The organism is Ensifer sp. B1-9, from assembly GCF_050474445.1.
Taxonomy (GTDB): Bacteria; Pseudomonadota; Alphaproteobacteria; order Rhizobiales; family Rhizobiaceae; genus Ensifer.
On record NZ_JBCHVG010000012.1, the window covers coordinates 130,812 to 148,936 of the forward strand.

18 protein-coding genes are annotated in these 18,125 nt (G+C 62.6%); 11 read left to right on the forward strand and 7 right to left on the reverse strand.

Annotated elements, in window-relative coordinates:
- The first annotated feature begins 406 nt into the window (after nucleotides 1–406).
- From ACQ5BM_RS22755 to xdhB, 3 genes are all read left to right on the forward strand, one after another.
- Nucleotides 407–1,183 (forward strand): 3-hydroxybutyrate dehydrogenase, encoded by a 777-nt coding sequence (locus ACQ5BM_RS22755; protein ID WP_429816289.1) that lies wholly within the window; start codon nucleotides 407–409, stop codon nucleotides 1,181–1,183.
- Nucleotides 1,184–1,288: 105 nt separating this feature from the next.
- Nucleotides 1,289–2,761, forward strand: coding sequence for a xanthine dehydrogenase small subunit (gene xdhA, locus ACQ5BM_RS22760; RefSeq protein ID WP_429816291.1), 1,473 nt, complete (start codon nucleotides 1,289–1,291; stop codon nucleotides 2,759–2,761).
- Between the two features lie 240 nt (nucleotides 2,762–3,001).
- Nucleotides 3,002–5,338: a xanthine dehydrogenase molybdopterin binding subunit gene (xdhB, locus tag ACQ5BM_RS22765; RefSeq protein WP_429816294.1), complete on the forward strand. Its 2,337-nt coding sequence runs from the start codon at nucleotides 3,002–3,004 to the stop codon at nucleotides 5,336–5,338.
- An 89-nt stretch (nucleotides 5,339–5,427) separates the two neighbouring features.
- Here the strand turns inward: xdhB and ACQ5BM_RS22770 are convergent, their stop codons facing one another.
- Complete coding sequence (locus ACQ5BM_RS22770; RefSeq protein WP_429816296.1) at nucleotides 5,428–5,748, reverse strand: hypothetical protein; 321 nt, start codon at nucleotides 5,746–5,748, stop codon at nucleotides 5,428–5,430.
- Nucleotides 5,749–5,777: 29 nt separating this feature from the next.
- Between ACQ5BM_RS22770 and ACQ5BM_RS22775 the strand changes: the two genes are divergently transcribed.
- From ACQ5BM_RS22775 to ACQ5BM_RS22795, 5 genes are all read left to right on the forward strand, one after another.
- The gene (locus ACQ5BM_RS22775) at nucleotides 5,778–6,692 is read left to right on the forward strand and encodes a LysR substrate-binding domain-containing protein (protein ID WP_429816299.1); all 915 of its coding nucleotides are present in this window, start codon (nucleotides 5,778–5,780) and stop codon (nucleotides 6,690–6,692) included.
- A 678-nt stretch (nucleotides 6,693–7,370) separates the two neighbouring features.
- Entirely contained in the window at nucleotides 7,371–7,625 is a 255-nt protein-coding gene (locus ACQ5BM_RS22780; protein ID WP_429816301.1) for a hypothetical protein, read from the forward strand.
- A 59-nt stretch (nucleotides 7,626–7,684) separates the two neighbouring features.
- Nucleotides 7,685–8,923 carry a urate hydroxylase PuuD gene (locus tag ACQ5BM_RS22785; protein WP_429816303.1) on the forward strand — a complete coding sequence of 413 codons (1,239 nt, stop codon included), beginning with the start codon at nucleotides 7,685–7,687 and terminating at the stop codon, nucleotides 8,921–8,923.
- On the forward strand, nucleotides 8,920–10,236 hold the full coding sequence (gene guaD / locus ACQ5BM_RS22790) for a guanine deaminase (RefSeq protein WP_429816305.1): 1,317 nt from the start codon (nucleotides 8,920–8,922) through the stop codon (nucleotides 10,234–10,236). Before ACQ5BM_RS22785 ends, guaD begins: the two co-directional genes overlap by 4 nt.
- A 114-nt stretch (nucleotides 10,237–10,350) precedes the next feature.
- Nucleotides 10,351–11,487: an alpha-hydroxy acid oxidase gene (locus ACQ5BM_RS22795; protein WP_429816307.1), complete on the forward strand. Its 1,137-nt coding sequence runs from the start codon at nucleotides 10,351–10,353 to the stop codon at nucleotides 11,485–11,487.
- A 147-nt stretch (nucleotides 11,488–11,634) separates the two neighbouring features.
- On the opposite strand, the gene uraH is transcribed toward ACQ5BM_RS22795, so the two are convergent.
- From uraH to puuE, 4 genes are all read right to left on the reverse strand, one after another.
- A complete protein-coding gene (gene uraH, locus ACQ5BM_RS22800; protein ID WP_429816309.1) occupies nucleotides 11,635–11,997 on the reverse strand; it encodes a hydroxyisourate hydrolase in 363 nt (120 codons plus the stop codon).
- A 43-nt stretch (nucleotides 11,998–12,040) separates the two neighbouring features.
- A complete protein-coding gene (locus ACQ5BM_RS22805) occupies nucleotides 12,041–12,538 on the reverse strand; it encodes an ureidoglycolate lyase (RefSeq protein ID WP_429816311.1) in 498 nt (165 codons plus the stop codon).
- Between the two features lie 96 nt (nucleotides 12,539–12,634).
- Nucleotides 12,635–13,138, reverse strand: coding sequence for a 2-oxo-4-hydroxy-4-carboxy-5-ureidoimidazoline decarboxylase (gene uraD / locus ACQ5BM_RS22810; protein WP_429816312.1), 504 nt, complete (start codon nucleotides 13,136–13,138; stop codon nucleotides 12,635–12,637).
- Entirely contained in the window at nucleotides 13,138–14,067 is a 930-nt protein-coding gene (gene puuE / locus ACQ5BM_RS22815) for an allantoinase PuuE (RefSeq protein ID WP_429816314.1), read from the reverse strand. Before puuE ends, uraD begins: the two co-directional genes overlap by 1 nt.
- Before the next feature lie 192 nt (nucleotides 14,068–14,259).
- On the opposite strand from puuE, the gene ACQ5BM_RS22820 reads away from it, so the two are divergent.
- On the forward strand, nucleotides 14,260–14,748 hold the full coding sequence (locus ACQ5BM_RS22820; protein ID WP_429816315.1) for an NUDIX domain-containing protein: 489 nt from the start codon (nucleotides 14,260–14,262) through the stop codon (nucleotides 14,746–14,748).
- Here ACQ5BM_RS22820 and ACQ5BM_RS22825 read toward each other — a convergent pair.
- Nucleotides 14,717–15,517: a DUF1045 domain-containing protein gene (locus ACQ5BM_RS22825; protein WP_429816318.1), complete on the reverse strand. Its 801-nt coding sequence runs from the start codon at nucleotides 15,515–15,517 to the stop codon at nucleotides 14,717–14,719. The two genes, ACQ5BM_RS22820 and ACQ5BM_RS22825, sit on opposite strands and share 32 nt — an antisense overlap.
- Nucleotides 15,518–15,761: 244 nt before the next feature.
- On the opposite strand from ACQ5BM_RS22825, the gene ACQ5BM_RS22830 reads away from it, so the two are divergent.
- A complete protein-coding gene (locus ACQ5BM_RS22830) occupies nucleotides 15,762–16,151 on the forward strand; it encodes a PRC-barrel domain-containing protein (RefSeq protein ID WP_429816320.1) in 390 nt (129 codons plus the stop codon).
- A gap of 64 nt (nucleotides 16,152–16,215) precedes the next feature.
- Here ACQ5BM_RS22830 and ACQ5BM_RS22835 read toward each other — a convergent pair whose 3' ends face one another.
- A complete protein-coding gene (locus tag ACQ5BM_RS22835; RefSeq protein WP_429816322.1) occupies nucleotides 16,216–17,358 on the reverse strand; it encodes an NAD(P)/FAD-dependent oxidoreductase in 1,143 nt (380 codons plus the stop codon).
- 39 nt (nucleotides 17,359–17,397) lie between these two features.
- Between ACQ5BM_RS22835 and mnmD the strand changes: the two genes are divergently transcribed.
- A complete protein-coding gene (gene mnmD / locus ACQ5BM_RS22840) occupies nucleotides 17,398–18,114 on the forward strand; it encodes a tRNA (5-methylaminomethyl-2-thiouridine)(34)-methyltransferase MnmD (RefSeq protein ID WP_429816323.1) in 717 nt (238 codons plus the stop codon).
- The last annotated feature ends 11 nt before the right edge of the window (nucleotides 18,115–18,125 follow it).

Below are 18,125 nucleotides of genomic sequence, written 5' to 3' on the forward strand. Positions count from 1 at the left end.
CCCCTCCCCGGCCGCATCAAAAGTCAGAGCGGGAGGCGGGCGGACAACCGCACACACATTTCCTCATCCCGCTCAATGTTCTCCGCCCTTCCTCAAGGGCGGGACGTCATTTCGGAAACTTCAATACGATGGCAAAACGAATGTCAAACGAAAACAAAACGCAACCACCCGCCTTCGCTGATCCCTGCGGCAACTCTGCGGTCCCTACAGCGCCGCGCGTCTCATCAGACGCGCAAAGGTCGCTGTAGCACTCTGAACTGCTGCATGCTTGCTTAACTCGGATCCAATTTAAGCAAGCATGCAGGGCTCAAAAACACAATTGTCAGCGCTGCGGTTTTACGCGTAGGCTGGCGCTGTTGCGCCGCAACAAGGGCAGTCCGCGGCGCCGCAAAGGGAGAGAGCAGCAATGACGAAAACAGCGGTCATCACCGGTTCGACGAGCGGCATCGGGCTTGCGATCGCCAAGGCCTTCGCCAAGGGCGGCGCCAACATCGTGTTGAACGGCTTCGGCAGCCCCGATGAAATCAGACAAGCGACGGACGACGTCGGCGCACTGACGAGCGGGACGGTCGTATATCATGGCGCCGACATGACGAAGCCGACCGAGATCGCCGATCTGATCGCCACGGCGACGACCCGCTTCGGCGGCGTCGATATCCTCGTCAATAATGCGGGCATTCAATATGTCGAGAAAGTCGAGGATTTCCCGATCGAGCAATGGGACCGCATCATTGCGATCAACCTCTCCTCTTCCTTCCATACGATCCGCGCCGCCGTTCCCGGCATGAAGGCGAAGGGCTGGGGTCGCATCGTCAACATCGCCTCCGCCCACGGCCTCGTCGCCTCGCCATTCAAGGCGGCCTATGTCGCTGCCAAGCACGGCGTCCTCGGCCTGACGAAGACCGTGGCTCTCGAAGTCGCGGAAAGCGGCATCACCGTAAATTCGATCTGCCCCGGCTACGTGCTGACGCCACTCGTCGAAAAGCAGATCCCGGACCAGGCGCGCACCCGCGGCATCACCGAGCAGCAGGTAATCAATGACGTGATGCTGAAGGGCCAGCCGACCAAGAAATTCATCACCGTCGAACAGGTCGCTTCCCTCGCCGTCTATCTCGCCGGCGACGACGCGGCCCAGATCACCGGCACCCATGTTTCCATGGACGGCGGCTGGACGGCGCAATAGGCACGCCCCTGGAGCAGGCAAAAGTTTCTTCGGCCCTTTGCTTTTCTGCATAACCACCTAAAATCAAAGTGATTTCAGGTAATGCAGCCGCAGGGAATGAATGGCATGCCCCAGTCGAACGGAACGATCAGCTTCATCCTCAACGACCGCGAGGTCTCGCTTTCGGACATCGCGCCGACCACGACCCTGCTCGACTATCTGCGGCTCGGGCGCCGGCTGACCGGCACCAAGGAAGGCTGCGCCGAGGGCGACTGCGGCGCCTGCACCGTGCTGGTCGGGCGGCTCGCAGGCGACGCACTCGTCTACGAAAGCGTCAACGCCTGCATCCGCTTCCTCGGCTCGCTGCAGGCAACGCATGTGGTCACCGTCGAGCATCTGGCCGGCAAGGACGGCACGTTGCATCCGGTACAGCAGGCAATGGTCGATTTCCACGGCTCGCAATGCGGCTTCTGCACGCCCGGATTCGTCATGTCGCTCTATGGCCTCTGGCTTACGAACGACGACCCGAGCCGGGCTGCTATCGAGAAGGCGCTGCAAGGCAATCTCTGTCGCTGCACCGGCTACGAGCCGATCGTGCGCGCCGCGGAAGCGGCCGCGAAAGAGCGGCCCTCCGCCATTTTCGATCCGATCACCAGGGAGCGTGAAGCGATCACCGCAAGGCTCAAGGCGCTGATACCGGCCGAAACGATCACCATTCGCCAGGGCGAAAACTGTCTGATCGTGCCGGCGGACGGCGACGGCCTGGCCGCGGCACTTGCGGAACATCCGGGAGCGACGGTCGTTGCGGGTTCCACCGATGTCGGTCTCTGGGTGACCAAGCAGATGCGGCCGATCAACCCGGTCATCTTCATCAACGGCATCGCCGAGTTGCAGCGCATCGAAGAGACCGAGGCAGGCCTGACGATCGGCGCCGGCGTCACCTATACCGCCGCATTTTCGGCCCTCGCCAAGATCCATCCCGGCTTCGGTCCGTTGATCGACCGGATCGGCGGCGAGCAGGTGCGCAACATGGGCACGATCGGCGGCAACATCGCCAACGGCTCGCCGATCGGCGACAGCCCGCCGCCCTTGATCGTGCTCGAGGCCACCGTGACGCTCAGCTCGACCAACGGCCGGCGCACGTTGCCGCTCGAATCCTTCTTCATCGCCTATGGCAAGCAGGATCGCCAACCCGGCGAATTCGTCGAGAGCATTTTCGTGCCGCGCCTGCCGGCCGGGGATCTCTTTGCCGCCTACAAGGTCTCCAAACGCCGCGACGAGGATATCTCCGCCCTGCTCGGCGCCTTCCGCCTGTCGGTGGAAAATGGCGTTGTCCATTCCGCCCGCGTCGCCTTCGGCGGCATGGCCGCCACGCCGAAGCGCGCCACGACCGTGGAATCAGCGCTGATCGGCAAGCCATGGACCGAAGAAACGATCCACGCGGCACAGCCAGCCTTCGAGACCGATTATCAGCCGCTCACCGACTGGCGTGCCACCGGCGAATATCGCATGCTAGCGGCGAAGAACCTGTTGATGCGCTTCTTCCTGGAAAGCAGCGGCGAGACGGCTCAACTGCGGCGTTTCGAGGAGGCGGTATGAGCATCGATCGCCAGTTTAATGGGCGGGATTTGCCCCTCACCCCAGCCCCTTCCCCGCAAGCGGGGAGAGCAAACGAGGACGTCGCAGGTTTCGCCAACCAGGCGGTGGTGTCAGGCCAAGCAGCGGCCAGGAGCGTTCAACCCGCCATGGGCGGTTACCACGAGTCTTCTCCCCGCATGGCGGGGAGAAGGTGGCCGGCAGGCCGGATGACGGGCATTTTCTTCGGAAGGAACCAGTAAGATGGACAAATCGACTTTCGAGGAACGCAAGGCGATCCGAGGCGAGATGCATGCGCCGCTGCGTCATGACAGCGCCCACAAGCATGTGGCCGGCACCGCCGATTATATCGACGATATGCCCGAACCGGCAGGCACCCTGCATGGCGCGCTCGGCATGACCGACCGGGCGCATGCGGAAATCATCGCCATGGACCTCGCGGCGGTCGCCGCCGTGCCCGGCGTCGTCTTGGTGCTGACCGCCAAGGACATGCCGCATTCCAACGACATCAGCCCCAGCCACCTGCACGACGAGCCGGTGCTCGCCGATGGGCTGGTGCAGTTCCATGGTCAGCCGGCCTTTGCCGTGATTGCGGAGACCCGCGACATTGCCCGCCGGGCCGCGCGGCTGGCGAAGATCACCTACCGCGACCTGCCGCATTTCACCGACATTCTCGATGCTGTCGCCCACGGCGGCGAACTCGTCACCCAACCCTTGACCCTGCAGCGCGGCGACGCCGAGGCGGAGCTGGAAAAGGCGCCGCGCCGGCTCAAGGGCAGCATCCGGATCGGCGGCCAGGAGCATTTCTACCTTGAAGGCCATATCGCGCTCGCCATTCCCGGCGAGGACGACGAGGTCACCGTCTGGTCCTCGACCCAGCATCCGAGCGAAATCCAGCATATGGTATCGCACGTGCTCGGCGTTCCCTCGAACGCGGTGACGGTGAACGTGCGCCGCATGGGCGGCGGCTTCGGCGGCAAGGAAACGCAAGGCAACCAGTTCGCAGCGCTTGCGGCCGTTGCGGCGAAGAAGCTCAACCGCGCGGTCAAGTTCCGCCCGGATCGCGACGAGGACATGACGGCGACCGGCAAGCGCCACGACTTCCTGGTCGACTATGACGTCGGCTACGACGACGAGGGCCGCATCCATGCCGTCCACGCCAATTATGCGGCGCGCTGCGGCTATTCGTCCGACCTCTCCGGACCGGTCACCGACCGGGCCCTGTTCCACGCGGACAGCTCCTATTTCTACCCGCATGTAAAGCTCACGTCGCAACCGCTGAAGACCAACACGGTATCGAACACCGCCTATCGCGGCTTCGGCGGCCCGCAGGGCATGCTCGGCGGCGAGCGCATCATCGAAGAGATCGCCTATCAGCTTGGCAAGGACCCGCTCGATATCCGCAAGCTGAACTTTTATGGCGAAAAGAGCTCCGGCCGCGACATCACTCCCTATCATCAGCAGGTCGAAGACAACATCATCGCGCAGATCGTCGCCGAACTCGAAGAGGGTGCGGATTATCAGGCGCGCCGCCGGGCGGTTCTCGACTTCAACCGGACCAGCCGCGTCATCCGCAAGGGCATTGCGTTGACGCCGGTGAAGTTCGGCATCTCCTTCACCATGACCGCCTTCAACCAGGCGGGAGCCCTGGTGCATATCTATCAGGACGGATCGATCCACCTGAACCATGGCGGCACCGAGATGGGCCAGGGCCTCTATATCAAGGTGGCGCAGGTGATCGCCGACAGTTTCCAGGTCGATCTCGACCGCGTCCGCATCACCGCGACGACGACGGGCAAGGTGCCGAATACGTCGGCGACCGCCGCCTCCTCCGGCTCCGACCTCAACGGCATGGCCGCCTTCGACGCCGCCCGCCAGATCAAGGAACGGCTGGTGAGCTTCGCCTGCGAGCGCTGGCAGACAACGCCGGACAGTGTCAGCTTCGTGGCCAACCATGTGAAAATCGGCGAAGAGCTGGTGCCCTTCCCCGAATTCATCAAGCAGGCCTATATGGGTCGCATCCAGCTTTCGGCCGCCGGCTACTACAAGACGCCGAAGATCCATTGGGATCGCGCCACCGGTCGCGGCACGCCCTTCTATTATTTCGCCTATGGCGCCGCGGTTTCGGAGGTCTCAATCGACACGCTGACCGGCGAGTACATGGTCGATCGTGTCGACGTGCTGCACGATGTCGGCCGCTCGCTCAACCCGGCGATCGATATCGGCCAGATCGAGGGCGGTTTCGTGCAGGGCATGGGCTGGCTGACGACGGAAGAACTCTGGTGGGACGACAAGGGCCGGCTGCGCACCCACGCCCCCTCCACCTACAAGATCCCGCTCGCTTCCGACCGGCCGAAGATCTTCAACGTCAGGCTTGCCGAATGGTCGAGCAACGTCGAGAAAACCATTGGTCGCTCCAAGGCGGTGGGAGAGCCGCCCTTCATGCTACCGATCTCAGTACTGGAAGCCCTGTCGATGGCAGTCGCGAGCGTCGCGGATTACCGCGAATGCCCGCGGCTCGACGCGCCGGCAACACCGGAGCGCGTGCTGATGGCCGTCGAACGCCTTCGGCGCGCCTGACCGGCCATCGATCCCGCGTCCAGAGCATCCCGCTTTCAAGTCGAATCACCGGAAGCGGGAAGATGCTCTAGAAACGGAACGTACGGCCTCTACAGCCGCGGCAGTTCATTGATGCTGAGCAGACGGCGAGCGTTGGCCATTGCCTCCTCGTCGTCGCTGTGGGGGCTGTGGACATCCATGAAACCCATATCTCTCTTCATGTGATCGGAGAGCGCGTTGACATCCAGCATCGGCTTGGGGGCAACGAGGCCTCCGAGCAGGGCGGCCGTGAGCCGGACCACCGGCTCAAACGAAAGAAATGGTTTTCTTTCAGTACGTTCGAAAGTATCGCAAGTCATCTCGGCACCTGTTCGTCTTGGGAAGTTGACTTGGAGGATGCCGTGGAGGAGGATCGAAATCCAATCGAACATCCGTCTGCATGCATCAAGAGAACTTATCCATGAAGATGTCGAAGCAGTTTCCGCTGAATGCGCTCCGGGTCTTCGAAGCGGTCGCGAGACTCGGCAGTTTCACCAAGGCCGGCGAAGAGCTGGGCATGACCCAGACGGCCGTCAGCTACCAGGTCAAGTTGATCGAGGAGAATGTCGGCGAGCCGCTGTTCCTGCGCCGCCCGCGCCAGATCTCGCTGACGGAAGTCGGCCAGCGCATGGCCCCACGCGTGACCGAAGCCTTCGAAATGCTGCAGGAAGCGGTATCCAACGCCCGCGGCGATATCGACAGCGCGCTCCTGATCAGCTCGACGCCGACCTTCGCCTCGCAATGGCTCGCGCGCAACATCGGCAGCTTCCAGCTCGCCCATCCCAACATTGCCGTCCGGCTGACGACGAGCGACTCGCTCACCGATTTCACCCGGGAGCCGGCCGATCTCGCGATCCGTTCAGGCGCCGGCGTCTGGCCCGGCCTCGACACACACCCGCTGATGCGCGTGGAATTCAGCCCGATGCTGAGCCCGGCACTTGCCGAAACCATCGGCGGCGTGCACGAGCCGCGCGACCTGCTGAAGCTCAGGATCATCGACGCCGGCGATCCCTGGTGGCGGATGTGGTTCAAGGCGGCAGGGGTCGACGATCCCGATCTCGAAGGGCGGCCGCACAGCCGGCTCGGCGCGCAATCCTTCGAGGCGCGCGCTGCCGTCGCGGGCCAAGGGGTCGCGATCCTGACGCCGGAATTCTATCCGGACGATGTGGCACTCGGCCGCCTCTACCAGCCGTTCGATCTGCGCTGCAGCGACGGTTGCGACTACTGGCTCGCCTATCCGCACGCCCGCCGCAACACACCGAAGATCCGGATCTTCCGCGAGTGGATCCTCGGTGAGCTCTGCCCGCCAGAATTCCTTAAAGCAAATAGCTCTTGAGAAGATAATGTAGTGCCGTAAAAAGCAAGACAGGATTACTAGAGAAGCCAGATAATTTGAGTATATATGCAGCAGCCATCTCGAAAGAGAGATGGTTTTGTTCCAGTCTGCTCGAATTTTCCTGTTAAGGCTAACCATCGCTCAAGGATGGCAAGCACGTGAAGAAGGCAACCACCCTCCGCACTTTGTTTTATGCCGCGGCTACTGCTGTAGCGACCCCTTTTTTAGGCGCCATTGTATATTACGATGTAAAGCCCGGCGAGGAACAAGGCACGACTCTATTCACAATAATCTTCATAGCTTCGATTTTAATCGTAATAAGTCTCGGATTTATGACGTTTATCTCTCTTTTAACTGAGGTGTTCATAAACGCCTCGGGAGGAAAGTATGTCGGGGAAAGACTGGGAGCCCATTTCACTACCTTCTGTGGAATGAACTGCGGGAACGCATTGAACGCGACTGAGGCTCGATCACACCTCGAGCGCCGATCGCCCTGTCACATGGTCTCTCTGCATCAAGTGCTGCAACGGCGCGAGCGACATTGCAGAGCCGTGCGTCTTATCAGACGCGCAAAGGTCGCTATAGCACTTTGAATTGCCGCATGTTTTTGTCCTTTAGCCGGCTACGATTAAAGGACACGTGCAGGATACCTAGATCGCAACGAATGGAGCCAACGCAATGAATAATTCTGAAGTCTTCAGAGGACCGGCTACCTGGCGGATTGTGCTTGCCGCATTGCTTGACTTCTTCACCGCCTTCTTCGGGATCGGATATCTTTTGGCACTGATCTTCGGCGGAAGAACTGAAGCAGGCTTCCACCTCAAGGGCGGCCCTGCGCTCCTCGCGATCATCTTGATCGTGGCGTACTTTCTGGTTTTCAATAAGTATTTGGGCGGCACGATCTGGAAGAGAATACTGCGGGCGCAGCGTTGACCGCCTTCTCATCGGCTATTTTTGCGCAAAGCGTTAAACGCAGACAAAAGGGGATCTGAATGTACGAGTTCGCCATTGCCTGGGAATGGCTGGCCTTTGCCGTGCGCTGGCTGCACGTGATCACCGCCATCGCCTGGATCGGCTCATCCTTCTATTTCATCGCGCTCGACCTCGGCCTGATGAAGCGCGATCACCTGCCCGTCGGCGCCTATGGCGAGGAGTGGCAGGTGCATGGCGGCGGCTTCTACCATATCCAGAAATACCTGGTGGCGCCGGCCGCGATGCCGGAGCATCTCACCTGGTTCAAATGGGAATCCTACATGACATGGCTTTCGGGCTTCGCCATGCTCTGTATCGTCTATTACGGCGGCGCCGATCTCTTCCTCATCGACCGCCATGTGCTCGATATTTCCGCAACGACCGCGATCCTGATCTCGCTCGCCTCGCTCGGCGTCGGCTGGCTGTTCTACGATCTCCTGTGCAAATCGCCGGTCGGCCGGAACACCTGGGGGCTGATGGCGCTGCTCTATGTCGCGCTCGTCGCCATGGCCTGGGGCTATACCCAGCTTTTCGCCGGCCGCGCCGCCTTCCTCCATCTCGGCGCCTTCACCGCGACGATCATGTCGGCCAACGTGTTCTTCATCATCATCCCCAACCAGAAGATCGTCGTCGCGGATTTGATCGCCGGCCGCACGCCGGATCCGAAGCTCGGAGCGCAAGCCAAGCAGCGTTCGCTCCACAACAACTACCTGACGCTTCCCGTCATCTTCTTCATGCTGTCGAACCACTATCCGCTGGCGTTTGCGACGGCGTTCAACTGGATCATCGCGGCGCTGGTCTTCCTGATGGGCGTCACCATCCGCCACTGGTTCAACACCACCCATGCCCGCAAGGGCAAGCCGACCTGGACCTGGCTCGTCACCGCGCTGATCTTCGTCCTGATCATGTGGCTTTCGACCGTGCCGAAGGTTCTGACCGGCGGCGAGAAGGCGGAAGTGGCGCCGGCCTTCGCCCGCTTTGCCGCGAACGCCCACTTCCCCGCCGTCAAAGACACGATCTCGACCCGCTGCTCCATGTGCCATGCCGTCGAACCGGTTTATGAGGGCATCACCCGGGCGCCGAAGGGCGTGGTGCTGGAAAGCGAGGCGGAGATTGCCGCCCATGCCCGTGAAATCTATATCCAGGCCGGGCGCAGCCACGCAATGCCGCCCGGCAACGTGACAGACATGACGACGGACGAGCGTCAGCTTCTGACAGCGTGGTTCGAAGGCGCCGTCGAGGAAGGCAGGACACGATGACAACCACTCTCATCCGCGGCCGACTCTTAAGCTTCCACCGCGCGCCAACGTCGATCGACGACAGCGCCGCCTATAGCTACGAGAGCGACGGCGCGCTGTTGGTCGAAGGGGGGCAGATCATTGCCAGCGGCGGCTACACCGCGGTCAAGGCACGCGCTCCCGAGGGCGTCCCGGAAATCGATCATCGCCCGCACCTGATCGTACCCGGTTTCATCGACACGCACCTGCATTTCCCGCAGATGCAGGTGATGGCCTCCTATGCCGCCAACCTCTTGGAGTGGCTGAACACCTACACCTTCCCGGAGGAATGCCGCTTCGTCGAAACCGCCCATGCCGAACGCATTGCGACGCGTTTCTTCGACGAGATGGTGCGGCACGGAACGACGACGGCGACCGCCTATTGCTCGGTGCACAAGGCCTCCGCCGACGCCTTCTTCGCCGAGGCGCTCCGCCGCGACATGCGCATGGTCGCCGGCAAGGTGATGATGGACCGCAACGCGCCGCAAGGGCTGCTCGACACGCCTGAGATGAGCTACGACGAAACCCGCGCGGTGATCCGCGAATGGCACGGCAAGGGCCGCAACCACGTGGCCATCACGCCGCGCTTCGCCATCACCTCGACGCCGGAACAGATGGACGTCGCCAGGTCGCTGGTGCGCGAGTTCCCCGACCTGCACGTCCAGACCCATCTTTCGGAAAACCGCGACGAGATCGCCTTTACCTGCGAGCTCTATCCGGAAGCCAAGGACTATACCGACGTCTACGCCCGCTATGGCCTGCTCGGACCGAAAAGCCTGTTCGGCCATTGCATCCACCTGTCGGAGCGCGAGGCGGATGCGATGAGCGAAACCGGTTCCGTCGCCGTCTTCTGCCCGACCTCCAATCTCTTTCTCGGTTCCGGTCTCTTTCCGCTGCGCGCGCTCACCCGCCGCGACAAGCCGGTGCGCACCTCGGTCGCCTCCGACATCGGCGGCGGCACCAGCTATTCGATGCTGAAGACACTCGACGAGGCCTACAAGATCCTGCAGTTGCAGGGCGAGCGGCTGAACCCCTTCGACAGCTTCTTCATGATGACCCGCGGCAACGCCGAAGCGCTCTCGCTCGTCGACAGGATCGGCACGCTCGAAGCTGGTACGGATGCCGATTTCATCGTGCTCGACATGGCGGCGACGCCGGCGATGGCGCTCCGCGCCGAAGTGGTCAATTCACTGGCCGACGAACTCTTCCTGCTGCAGACCATGGGCGACGACCGCGCGATCGTCGAAACCTATGTCGCCGGCAAGCCGGCGAAATCGGCGCTCGCCGCCGCGTGACCCGCCAAACGCGGAGAGGTCAAGAAAATTGACCTCTCCGCGTTCTGGCTATTAACAAGCCTCCGGCAAACATGATAATGGCTCGTCAATCTCCCTTGGACGAAGGCCGTTTCCATGACGCAAATCCTCGAAATCAGCGACCTCAAGGCTCTTGCCAAGCGCCGCGTGCCGAAGCTCTTCTTCGACTATGCCGACAGCGGCGCCTGGACCGAAGGCACCTATCGCGCCAACGAGGAGGATTTCGCCAAGGTGAAGCTGCGCCAGCGGGTGCTGGTCGACATGACCAACCGTTCGCTGGAAACGACGATGATCGGCCAGAAGGTCTCGATGCCGGTGGCGCTCGCCCCAACCGGCCTCACCGGCATGCAGCACGCCGACGGAGAGATGCTGGCAGCCCAAGCCGCCGAAGCCTTCGGCGTCCCCTTCACGCTCTCGACCATGAGCATCTGCTCGATCGAGGACGTCGCCTCGGTCACCACCAAGCCCTTCTGGTTCCAGCTCTACGTCATGCGCGAGCGTGAATTCGTGCTGAACCTGATCGACCGCGCCAAGGCAGCGAAATGCTCGGCGCTGGTGTTGACGCTCGACCTGCAGATCCTCGGCCAGCGCCACAAGGACTTGAGGAACGGCCTTTCCGCACCGCCGAAAATGACGCCCAAGCATCTCTGGCAGATGGCGACGCGCCCCGGCTGGTGCATGAAGATGCTCGGCACCAAGCGCCGCACCTTCCGCAACATCGTCGGCCACGCCAAGAGCGTTACCGACCTTTCCTCGCTCGGCGCCTGGACGGCGGAACAGTTCGATCCGCAACTCTCGTGGAAGGATGTCGCCTGGATCAAGGAGCGTTGGGGCGGGCCGCTGATCCTCAAGGGTATTCTTGACCCCGAAGACGCCAAGATGGCAGCCGCGACCGGCGCCGACGCGATTATCGTTTCCAACCATGGCGGCCGCCAGCTCGACGGCGCTCATTCGTCGATCAGCATGCTGCCGCGCATCGTCGATGCGGTCGGCCACCAGATCGAGGTCCATATCGACGGCGGCATCCGCTCCGGCCAGGACGTGCTGAAGGCTGTCGCCATGGGCGCCAAGGGCACCTATATCGGCCGCCCCTTCCTCTACGGCCTCGGCGCCATGGGCAAGGAAGGCGTGACCAAGGCGCTGGAAATCATCCGCAAGGAGATGGACATCACCATGGCGCTCTGCGGCAAGCGCAACATCAACGACGTCGACCGCAGCATTCTGGCGGATTGAGAAGGCGCGTCACCACTCCGTCATGCTCGGGCTTGACCCGCGCATCCATTGCCGCGGGTGGCCGTATGAATGCTTGTGCCCGAGGATGACCGAAGGAGAGGTCAGCACGCGACCCGCTTTAGGCAGGGGGACGTCGAACGGAAGCCCTCAGCTCCCCCGATAGGTCGAGTAGCCATAGGGCGAGAGCAACAGCGGCACGTGATAGTGGTTGGCCGGGTCGGCGATGCCGAAGCGCAACGGGATGCGGTCGAGGAAGGCCGGCTCCGGCAGCGTGGCGCCGGTGCGGCGCAGGTAGTCGCCGGCATGGAAGACCAACTCGTAATGGCCGGCCATGAAGCCGATGCCTTCGACCATCGGTCCGTCGACCCGGCCGTCGCTGTTGGTGTGGACGGTGCGGATCAACTGCCGCTCTTCGCCCTCGAGCCAGTAGAGATCGATGCGCAGGCCCTCGGCCGGCTTGCCGAGTGCGGTGTCGAGAACATGGGTCGTCAGGCGGCCGGTGCTGCTCATGGCATCCTCTTTCTGCTGGCGCGGCATGCGGGCGTCCAACCCGCTAGACTGGGCTCGGAATGACAAAAGGCTCGTCGTAGAAATATTCTTCCAGATTGTTGCCCGGCCCTTCGCGATCGACGATCAGGAAATCACTGACAGCCCCGACCGACATCAGCGGATGATGCCAGACATTGCGACCATAGTTGACGCCCTGCCGACCACTTGCCTGGAATACCCTCGGCGTGCCCGGACGCCCGTCCTCGTCTTCGGCGACAACGACGAGCCAAGGGCGATCGTCGAGCGGCGAGAAGCTCTGGCTGCCGAGCGGATGGCGCTCCATCATGGTCACGGCATACGGAAACGCGCGCGGCTGGCCACGGAAGATGTTGATGATGACATTGGCGCCGTCGCCGACCATATCCGCGCGCGCCAGCCCGTGAAAGCGTTCCGTATTGCCGCCGTTGATGTAGCGCATCGTCGCCGGATCCGCTTCGATGATGGTTCCGAAGGGTGCAAAGGCGTCGCGCGTCAGCGGTTCGATCTCAAGCAGGCGCGGCATCAGACATTGGCCTCACGAGAGGGGGCCGCACTTGCGGATATCAGCTCCAGTTCGACGGCCTCCCCAGTGCGTGAGAGCGCGTATCGAACGGATTTGTCAGGCATTTTCGTCTCCAGGAAGCATCGACTGCAGCCGCAGGCGGGCGATTTTTTCCACCTGCGCGCAAGCGGTTTCAAATTCCTCTTCGGGCGAATTGTCAATGCGGCTTTCGAAGGAGGCGAGAATCTGGCCCTTGGTGAGCCCCTTCACCGCGATGATGAAGGGAAAACCGAATTTCTGCGTATAGGCGTCGTTGAGCGCCGTGAAGCGCTGATGCTCCTCGGGCGTCAGCCGATCGAGGCCGGCAGACGCCTGCTCCGCAGTCGAGTCCGCCGTGAGCTTGCCCGCGATCGCCAGCTTGCCGGCAAGATCGGGATGGGCGCGCAAGACCTCCAGCTTCTCGCGCGGCAGCGCCGCACGAAAAGCCTGGCAGAGCGCGGAATGCACGTTGCCCGCCGTCAGACCCGTCGCCGCGGCGCGATCGAAGGCGCGTTCGGCCACCCAGGGCGAATGCTCGAACACACCCCCGAAACGGGCGACGAAGGCGTCGCGGTCGGACATCAAAGCGCCCCTTCCGGCTTGTGGTGCTGGTACCAATGGCGGGCGATGTCGATGCGCCTGGGCACCCAGACCTTGTCGTGCGACATGACGTAATCGATGAAGCGGGCGAGCGCGGCGGCCCGGCCGGGGCGGCCGACAAGCCGGCAATGCAGGCCGATATTCATCATCTTGGCATCGCCCTGGCGGCCTTCCTCGTAGAGCACGTCGAAGGTGTCCTTGAGATAGGTGAAGAACTGGTCGCCGGAGTTGAAGCCCTGATTGGTGGCAAAGCGCATGTCGTTGGCATCGAGCGTATAGGGAATGATCAGGTGCGGCTTGTCGGCCGGCAGACCCGGCACCCAATAGGGCAACTCGTCGGCGTAGGAATCGCAGGAATAGAGGAACCCCCCCTCTTCCAGCACCAGTTTCAGCGTGTTGGCCGAGGGCTTGCCCTGGTAGATGCCGAGCGGGCGCTCGCCGGTCAGCTCCGTATGCAGGCGCACGACCTCGCGGATATGCTCGCGTTCCACATCTTCCGGGAAATCCTTGTACTCCAGCCAGCGCAGGCCGTGGCTGGCGATCTCCCAACCGGCTTCCTTCATGGCCGCAACCGCCTCGGGGTTGCGCGCCATGGCAAGCGTCACGCCATAGACGGTCAGCGGCACGTTGCGGCTCGTGAACATGCGCCACAGCCGCCAAAAGCCGGAACGGGCGCCATATTCGTAGATCGATTCCATGTTGAGGTTGCGCTGGCCGTGCCAGGGCTGCGCGCCGACGATCTCGGACAGCAGACATTCGGACGCCGGATCGCCATCGAGAATGCAGCTTTCGCCGCCCTCCTCGTAGTTCAGCACGAACTGCACGGCAATGCGCGCATCGCCCGGCCAGTTTGCCTTCGGCGGATTGCGGCCATAGCCAACAAGGTCGCGTGGATACTTCGTCTCAGACATCAAATCACCCTTCGATTTTTCCAGAACGGTATCACCGCCGGCCGGATTGTCGATACCGAAATGACGGGAGACGACGCAGCGATATCGTCAGGATCTGGGCTGAAATCACCAGAATAGCCCAACCCAAGCCTAGGTTGAGCACTTACCTGAAGTAACGTTAAATGGATCGACAATTCGAGCGGCCTCGTCGAGATGAAATCTTACATTCAAACGCTTCGCGAAAAAATCGGCACCGGCCTTCTCCTTTGTCCGTCGGTGGCGGCCGCCATTCTTGATTCCGCTGGCCAGATTCTGCTGCAGGAAAAATCAAGCGGCGAAGGCTGGAGCTTGCCGGCGGGAGCAATCGAACCGGGCGAAACGCCAGCGGAGGCCATCATCCGGGAGGTGATGGAAGAAACGGGTTATCCCGTCTCGGTGGAAACGATCTTGGGTGTATTCGGCGGGAAAGAGTTCCGGCACACCTACCCGAACGGCGACCGGGTTGAATATGTAGTTACCCTCTTTAGGTGTCGGATCGTCGGCTCTCAGACCGCCATCGCCGACGGGGAAACAAAGTCGCTGCGCTACTTCTCGCAAGCGAACATGCCGTCTCTGGGCTTGCCCTATCCAAAAGCGCTTTTGTTTAGCTCTTGCTGCACAGCCGCCAAATTTAACGCTGCGCCATCAAGGCCGCAACGATGAGCGGCAAGGGCCGGATCGATCCCGGACCAAGGGAGGGCTCGGCGGCAACGCGTTTGGCGCGCTCGGTGCGCGCACTGGTGGAGATCTTGCCGAGCGGGTGCTGCGAATGCACGCGCAGAGGTGCGCCGGTCTCCGGCTCGACGAAGAGAGCAAGGCTGCCGATGGCAAGCGGTGGCGCCAGGTGCGGTTCGAACAGGCCGCGAAGCGGCGCCTCGACCTGACGCAGCGCTTCCGGGGCGAGCGGGCCGGTGAGCAGCATATGGAAGCGATACTCGTCCATGACGTGAGGGGCGCCCCAGCGGTGCAGATTGGAGAATTGCGGCGCGGTCAGCCGGTCCGGATCGGAACGCTCGATCTCGTCTTCGCTGAGCGGTGCGCGAAAGGCGTTGAACTCCTGCACGATATTGGCTGCCAGCAGGTGCATGGCAGTGCTCGGCACCTGCGGCATCAGGCCGAAGCACCGACCGATGCGGGCGACCTCCAGCCGGTCGATTTCGAACGGCGTCTGCGCGCCGGCAAAGTGCATGAGCGCCTTCAGGAGCTGCGATTCCGTCATGTCCGGGTGCAGGCGAAACGGCGGCATCATCATCGCATGGAAACCGAAGCGGCGCGGCACGGCCGTGTGGTAGGCAATGTCGGCAGAGCTCAGGCCGGCAACCGAAGGCAGCTCCGTCGGCTCGCCGGAATAGACGTTGCGCCCCAGCCAGCTTGCGGCAACCGCGGAAAGCGGGTCGGCCATCGGCGGTGTGAAACAAATGGCGTAGCGCATGGGTGGCTCCGGTTGTCCTTGAGCGGGATGAGGAAAACACGTGCGATTTCCGCCCGCATCCCCCGCCCAACTCATGAGAATAGACCATGATGATCTATCGGCCGCGTCTTAGGTGATTTGCGTGACAGATTGACGAAGTGGACCGGGCAAAACCGCCCGACACCACCGGTTTGCGTCGAGACATCGGAACCATCCGGCCCAAGATCCGTTCCTTCGAGGTAACAATCAAGGATGGAGAAGAAGCGTGAGCTACCACAACGCAAGCCTGCAGGACGCCGGGATCAAGGAAACCCATGACCTGATCGCAAGCGACAAGGTTGAAGGCACGAAGGTTTATGGCTCCGACAACAAGCACATCGGCTCGATCGAGCGCGTGATCATCGAAAAGCGCAGCGGTCGCGTGGCCTATGCCGTGCTCGGTTTCGGCGGCTTTCTCGGCGTCGGCGAAGATCACTATCCGTTGCCCTGGGCGAAGTTGACCTATGACGAAAGCCTCGGCGGCTACCGCACCGACGTGACGCGTGATCAGGTGGAGCGCGCACCGAAATATCGCGGCGACGAGGAATACGACTGGAACGAGGAAAACGGCCGCCGCGTCTACGACTACTACGGCGTGCCGCCCTATTGGATGTAAGGTCGGGCTTTCGATTGTCCGAACAGGGCTCCGCCGGCGGGCGGGGCCCTTCCTCGATCCAGCCCTAAAGATGCTCCTCGCGAAGCGCCCCCAAGTGATTCCGGCACAGGAAAGATGCGGGAATGTCGATCGTCGGAATGCCGGCGATCTCGTCGACGACAAATCGCGCGAGGCGGTGCGCTATGCCGAAGCTTACCTTGAAACCGCCGGTCAGCACGGAAATGTTCGAATGATCAGGATGCCGGCCGACGATGGGTTCGCGCCCCGCCGACTTTGGCCTGAGCCCTGCCCAGCGCTCGACCACCTGCGCATCGGCCAGACGCGGCGCCAGGAGGATGGCGCGCCGCAACAGATCGTCGAGCTGTTCGTCCGTGGACAATGGATCGGCAAAGCTGTTTTCGCTGGTGCTGCCCACCGCCACATGGCCGTCGTCATGCGCGATGATATAGACGCCGTCGGTGAAGATAACCGGCAAGGCGGGGTCCACCGCTGCCCGCAAGAGCGCGGCCTGCCCCTTGACAGCCGTGCCGCTCGTCGCTTTCAGCGGACCTGACACCGCATCGATCAGCGGGAAACTGCCGACGCCGGCTGCGATGATGCAATGATCGAAGCTGTGTCGACTGCCATCGTCGAGCTCGATCCGGCCATGCACCGGGAGAACGGCGCGCACGCCTGAGCCTTCGTCGATCTGAACATTGGAGAACCGCGACAGGGCGGCACGCAGGGCCGACAGCATTCTGCGCGGCGACACCCGCGCGGCGAGCGTATCGAAAACGACGCCGTGCGCCGTTGCCTCCCCGGTCGGCCAGCCCTCGGGTCCATTCTCCTGGACATGCCAGAAGAATTGCCGGTCGCCCGCGCGCCATTGCTGTTTCGCGTCCTGCTCATGCCGGAGCGCGATGTCGCGCAGATGCGGCTTGGCGAGCGGCATCAGCCGCCCGGTGCGCCGATAGCCGGTCGACGTCCCCGCCTCGGCTTCGAGCTGCGCGATCTCCTCTTCGAGCGACACCAGCGCATCGAACTGGAATTGCTTCTTGGCGTTCCAGCGGTCGGGCATGTGCGGCATGAGCGCGCCCAGCAGGCCGCCGCTCGCGCCGGCGCCGATCGCCTGCTGCTCGACAAGCCGCACTTCCATGCCCTTGCGCGCGGCGGAAAGGGCGGCCCACAGCCCCATGATGCCGCCGCCGACGACCAAAAGCTCGCTCATCGATTGACCTTCTCCGGCCAGCGGATTATCGCCTTCGCCATGACAGGATCCGCAGACCCGTTCGAGCCCCCGGCGCACCAAAACCTCGATTGGCACGAGGGCGATATGCCCTATTCCCGGGAGTTTGGCGATCACTTTTATTGCCGCACCGATGGCCGGCTGGAATGCGGCCATGTCTTCCTTTCCGGCAACGGCCTGCCGCATCGCTGGGTCGGTGCGGGCACCTTCCGCATCGGCGAACTGGGCTTCGGCACCGGGCTCAATTTCTGCGAGACGTGGCGCCAGTGGACGATGACCGCGACCGTCGGCGACCGCCTGCATTTCGTCTCGTTCGAGCGCTTCCCGATGGCGGCCGAGGAGATTTCCCGGGCGCTCGCTCACTGGCCGGAGATCGACGCGGAACGGCAGGCACTGGTCTCGCGCTGGCCGGCAAGCCCCGACGGTGACGTCCACATCGACTTTGGCGACCATGTCACCCTCACCGTCGTCTGCGGCCCGGCGCTCGAAGGCGTTGCCCGGGCTGAAGATCCGTTCAACGCCTGGTATCTCGACGGCTTCGCGCCGTCCCGCAATCCCGACATGTGGTCGGAAGAGCTGATGCGCCTCGTCTTCGAAAAGACGGCATCACGCGGCAGCTTCGCGACTTACGCGGCCGCCGGCTTCGTCCGCCGCAATCTCCAGGCCGCCGGCTTCGTCGTCGAGAAGCGCAAGGGTTTTGCCGGCAAGCGCGAGATGTTACGGGGCGACCGCCCCTAAATCACCTTCCC

Excerpts from the sequence above, each read along its gene's own strand:
- xdhA (WP_429816291.1), top strand. The coding sequence starts at position 1,289 with ATGCCCCAGTCGAACGGAACGATCAGCTTCATCCTCAACGACCGCGAG.
- ACQ5BM_RS22780 (WP_429816301.1), top strand. The coding sequence starts at position 7,371 with ATGAATAATTCTGAAGTCTTCAGAGGACCGGCTACCTGGCGGATTGTG.
- ACQ5BM_RS22805 (WP_429816311.1), bottom strand. The coding sequence starts at position 12,538 with ATGCCGCGCCTGCTTGAGATCGAACCGCTGACGCGCGACGCCTTTGCA.
- ACQ5BM_RS22755 (WP_429816289.1), top strand. The coding sequence starts at position 407 with ATGACGAAAACAGCGGTCATCACCGGTTCGACGAGCGGCATCGGGCTT.
- puuE (WP_429816314.1), bottom strand. The coding sequence starts at position 14,067 with ATGTCTGAGACGAAGTATCCACGCGACCTTGTTGGCTATGGCCGCAAT.
- xdhB (WP_429816294.1), top strand. The coding sequence starts at position 3,002 with ATGGACAAATCGACTTTCGAGGAACGCAAGGCGATCCGAGGCGAGATG.
- uraH (WP_429816309.1), bottom strand. The coding sequence starts at position 11,997 with ATGAGCAGCACCGGCCGCCTGACGACCCATGTTCTCGACACCGCACTC.
- uraD (WP_429816312.1), bottom strand. The coding sequence starts at position 13,138 with ATGTCCGACCGCGACGCCTTCGTCGCCCGTTTCGGGGGTGTGTTCGAG.
- ACQ5BM_RS22775 (WP_429816299.1), top strand. The coding sequence starts at position 5,778 with ATGAAGATGTCGAAGCAGTTTCCGCTGAATGCGCTCCGGGTCTTCGAA.
- ACQ5BM_RS22785 (WP_429816303.1), top strand. The coding sequence starts at position 7,685 with ATGTACGAGTTCGCCATTGCCTGGGAATGGCTGGCCTTTGCCGTGCGC.
- ACQ5BM_RS22795 (WP_429816307.1), top strand. The coding sequence starts at position 10,351 with ATGACGCAAATCCTCGAAATCAGCGACCTCAAGGCTCTTGCCAAGCGC.
- guaD (WP_429816305.1), top strand. The coding sequence starts at position 8,920 with ATGACAACCACTCTCATCCGCGGCCGACTCTTAAGCTTCCACCGCGCG.
- ACQ5BM_RS22820 (WP_429816315.1), top strand. The coding sequence starts at position 14,260 with ATGAAATCTTACATTCAAACGCTTCGCGAAAAAATCGGCACCGGCCTT.
- mnmD (WP_429816323.1), top strand. The coding sequence starts at position 17,398 with ATGACAGGATCCGCAGACCCGTTCGAGCCCCCGGCGCACCAAAACCTC.
- ACQ5BM_RS22835 (WP_429816322.1), bottom strand. The coding sequence starts at position 17,358 with ATGAGCGAGCTTTTGGTCGTCGGCGGCGGCATCATGGGGCTGTGGGCC.
- ACQ5BM_RS22770 (WP_429816296.1), bottom strand. The coding sequence starts at position 5,748 with ATGTTCGATTGGATTTCGATCCTCCTCCACGGCATCCTCCAAGTCAAC.
- ACQ5BM_RS22825 (WP_429816318.1), bottom strand. The coding sequence starts at position 15,517 with ATGCGCTACGCCATTTGTTTCACACCGCCGATGGCCGACCCGCTTTCC.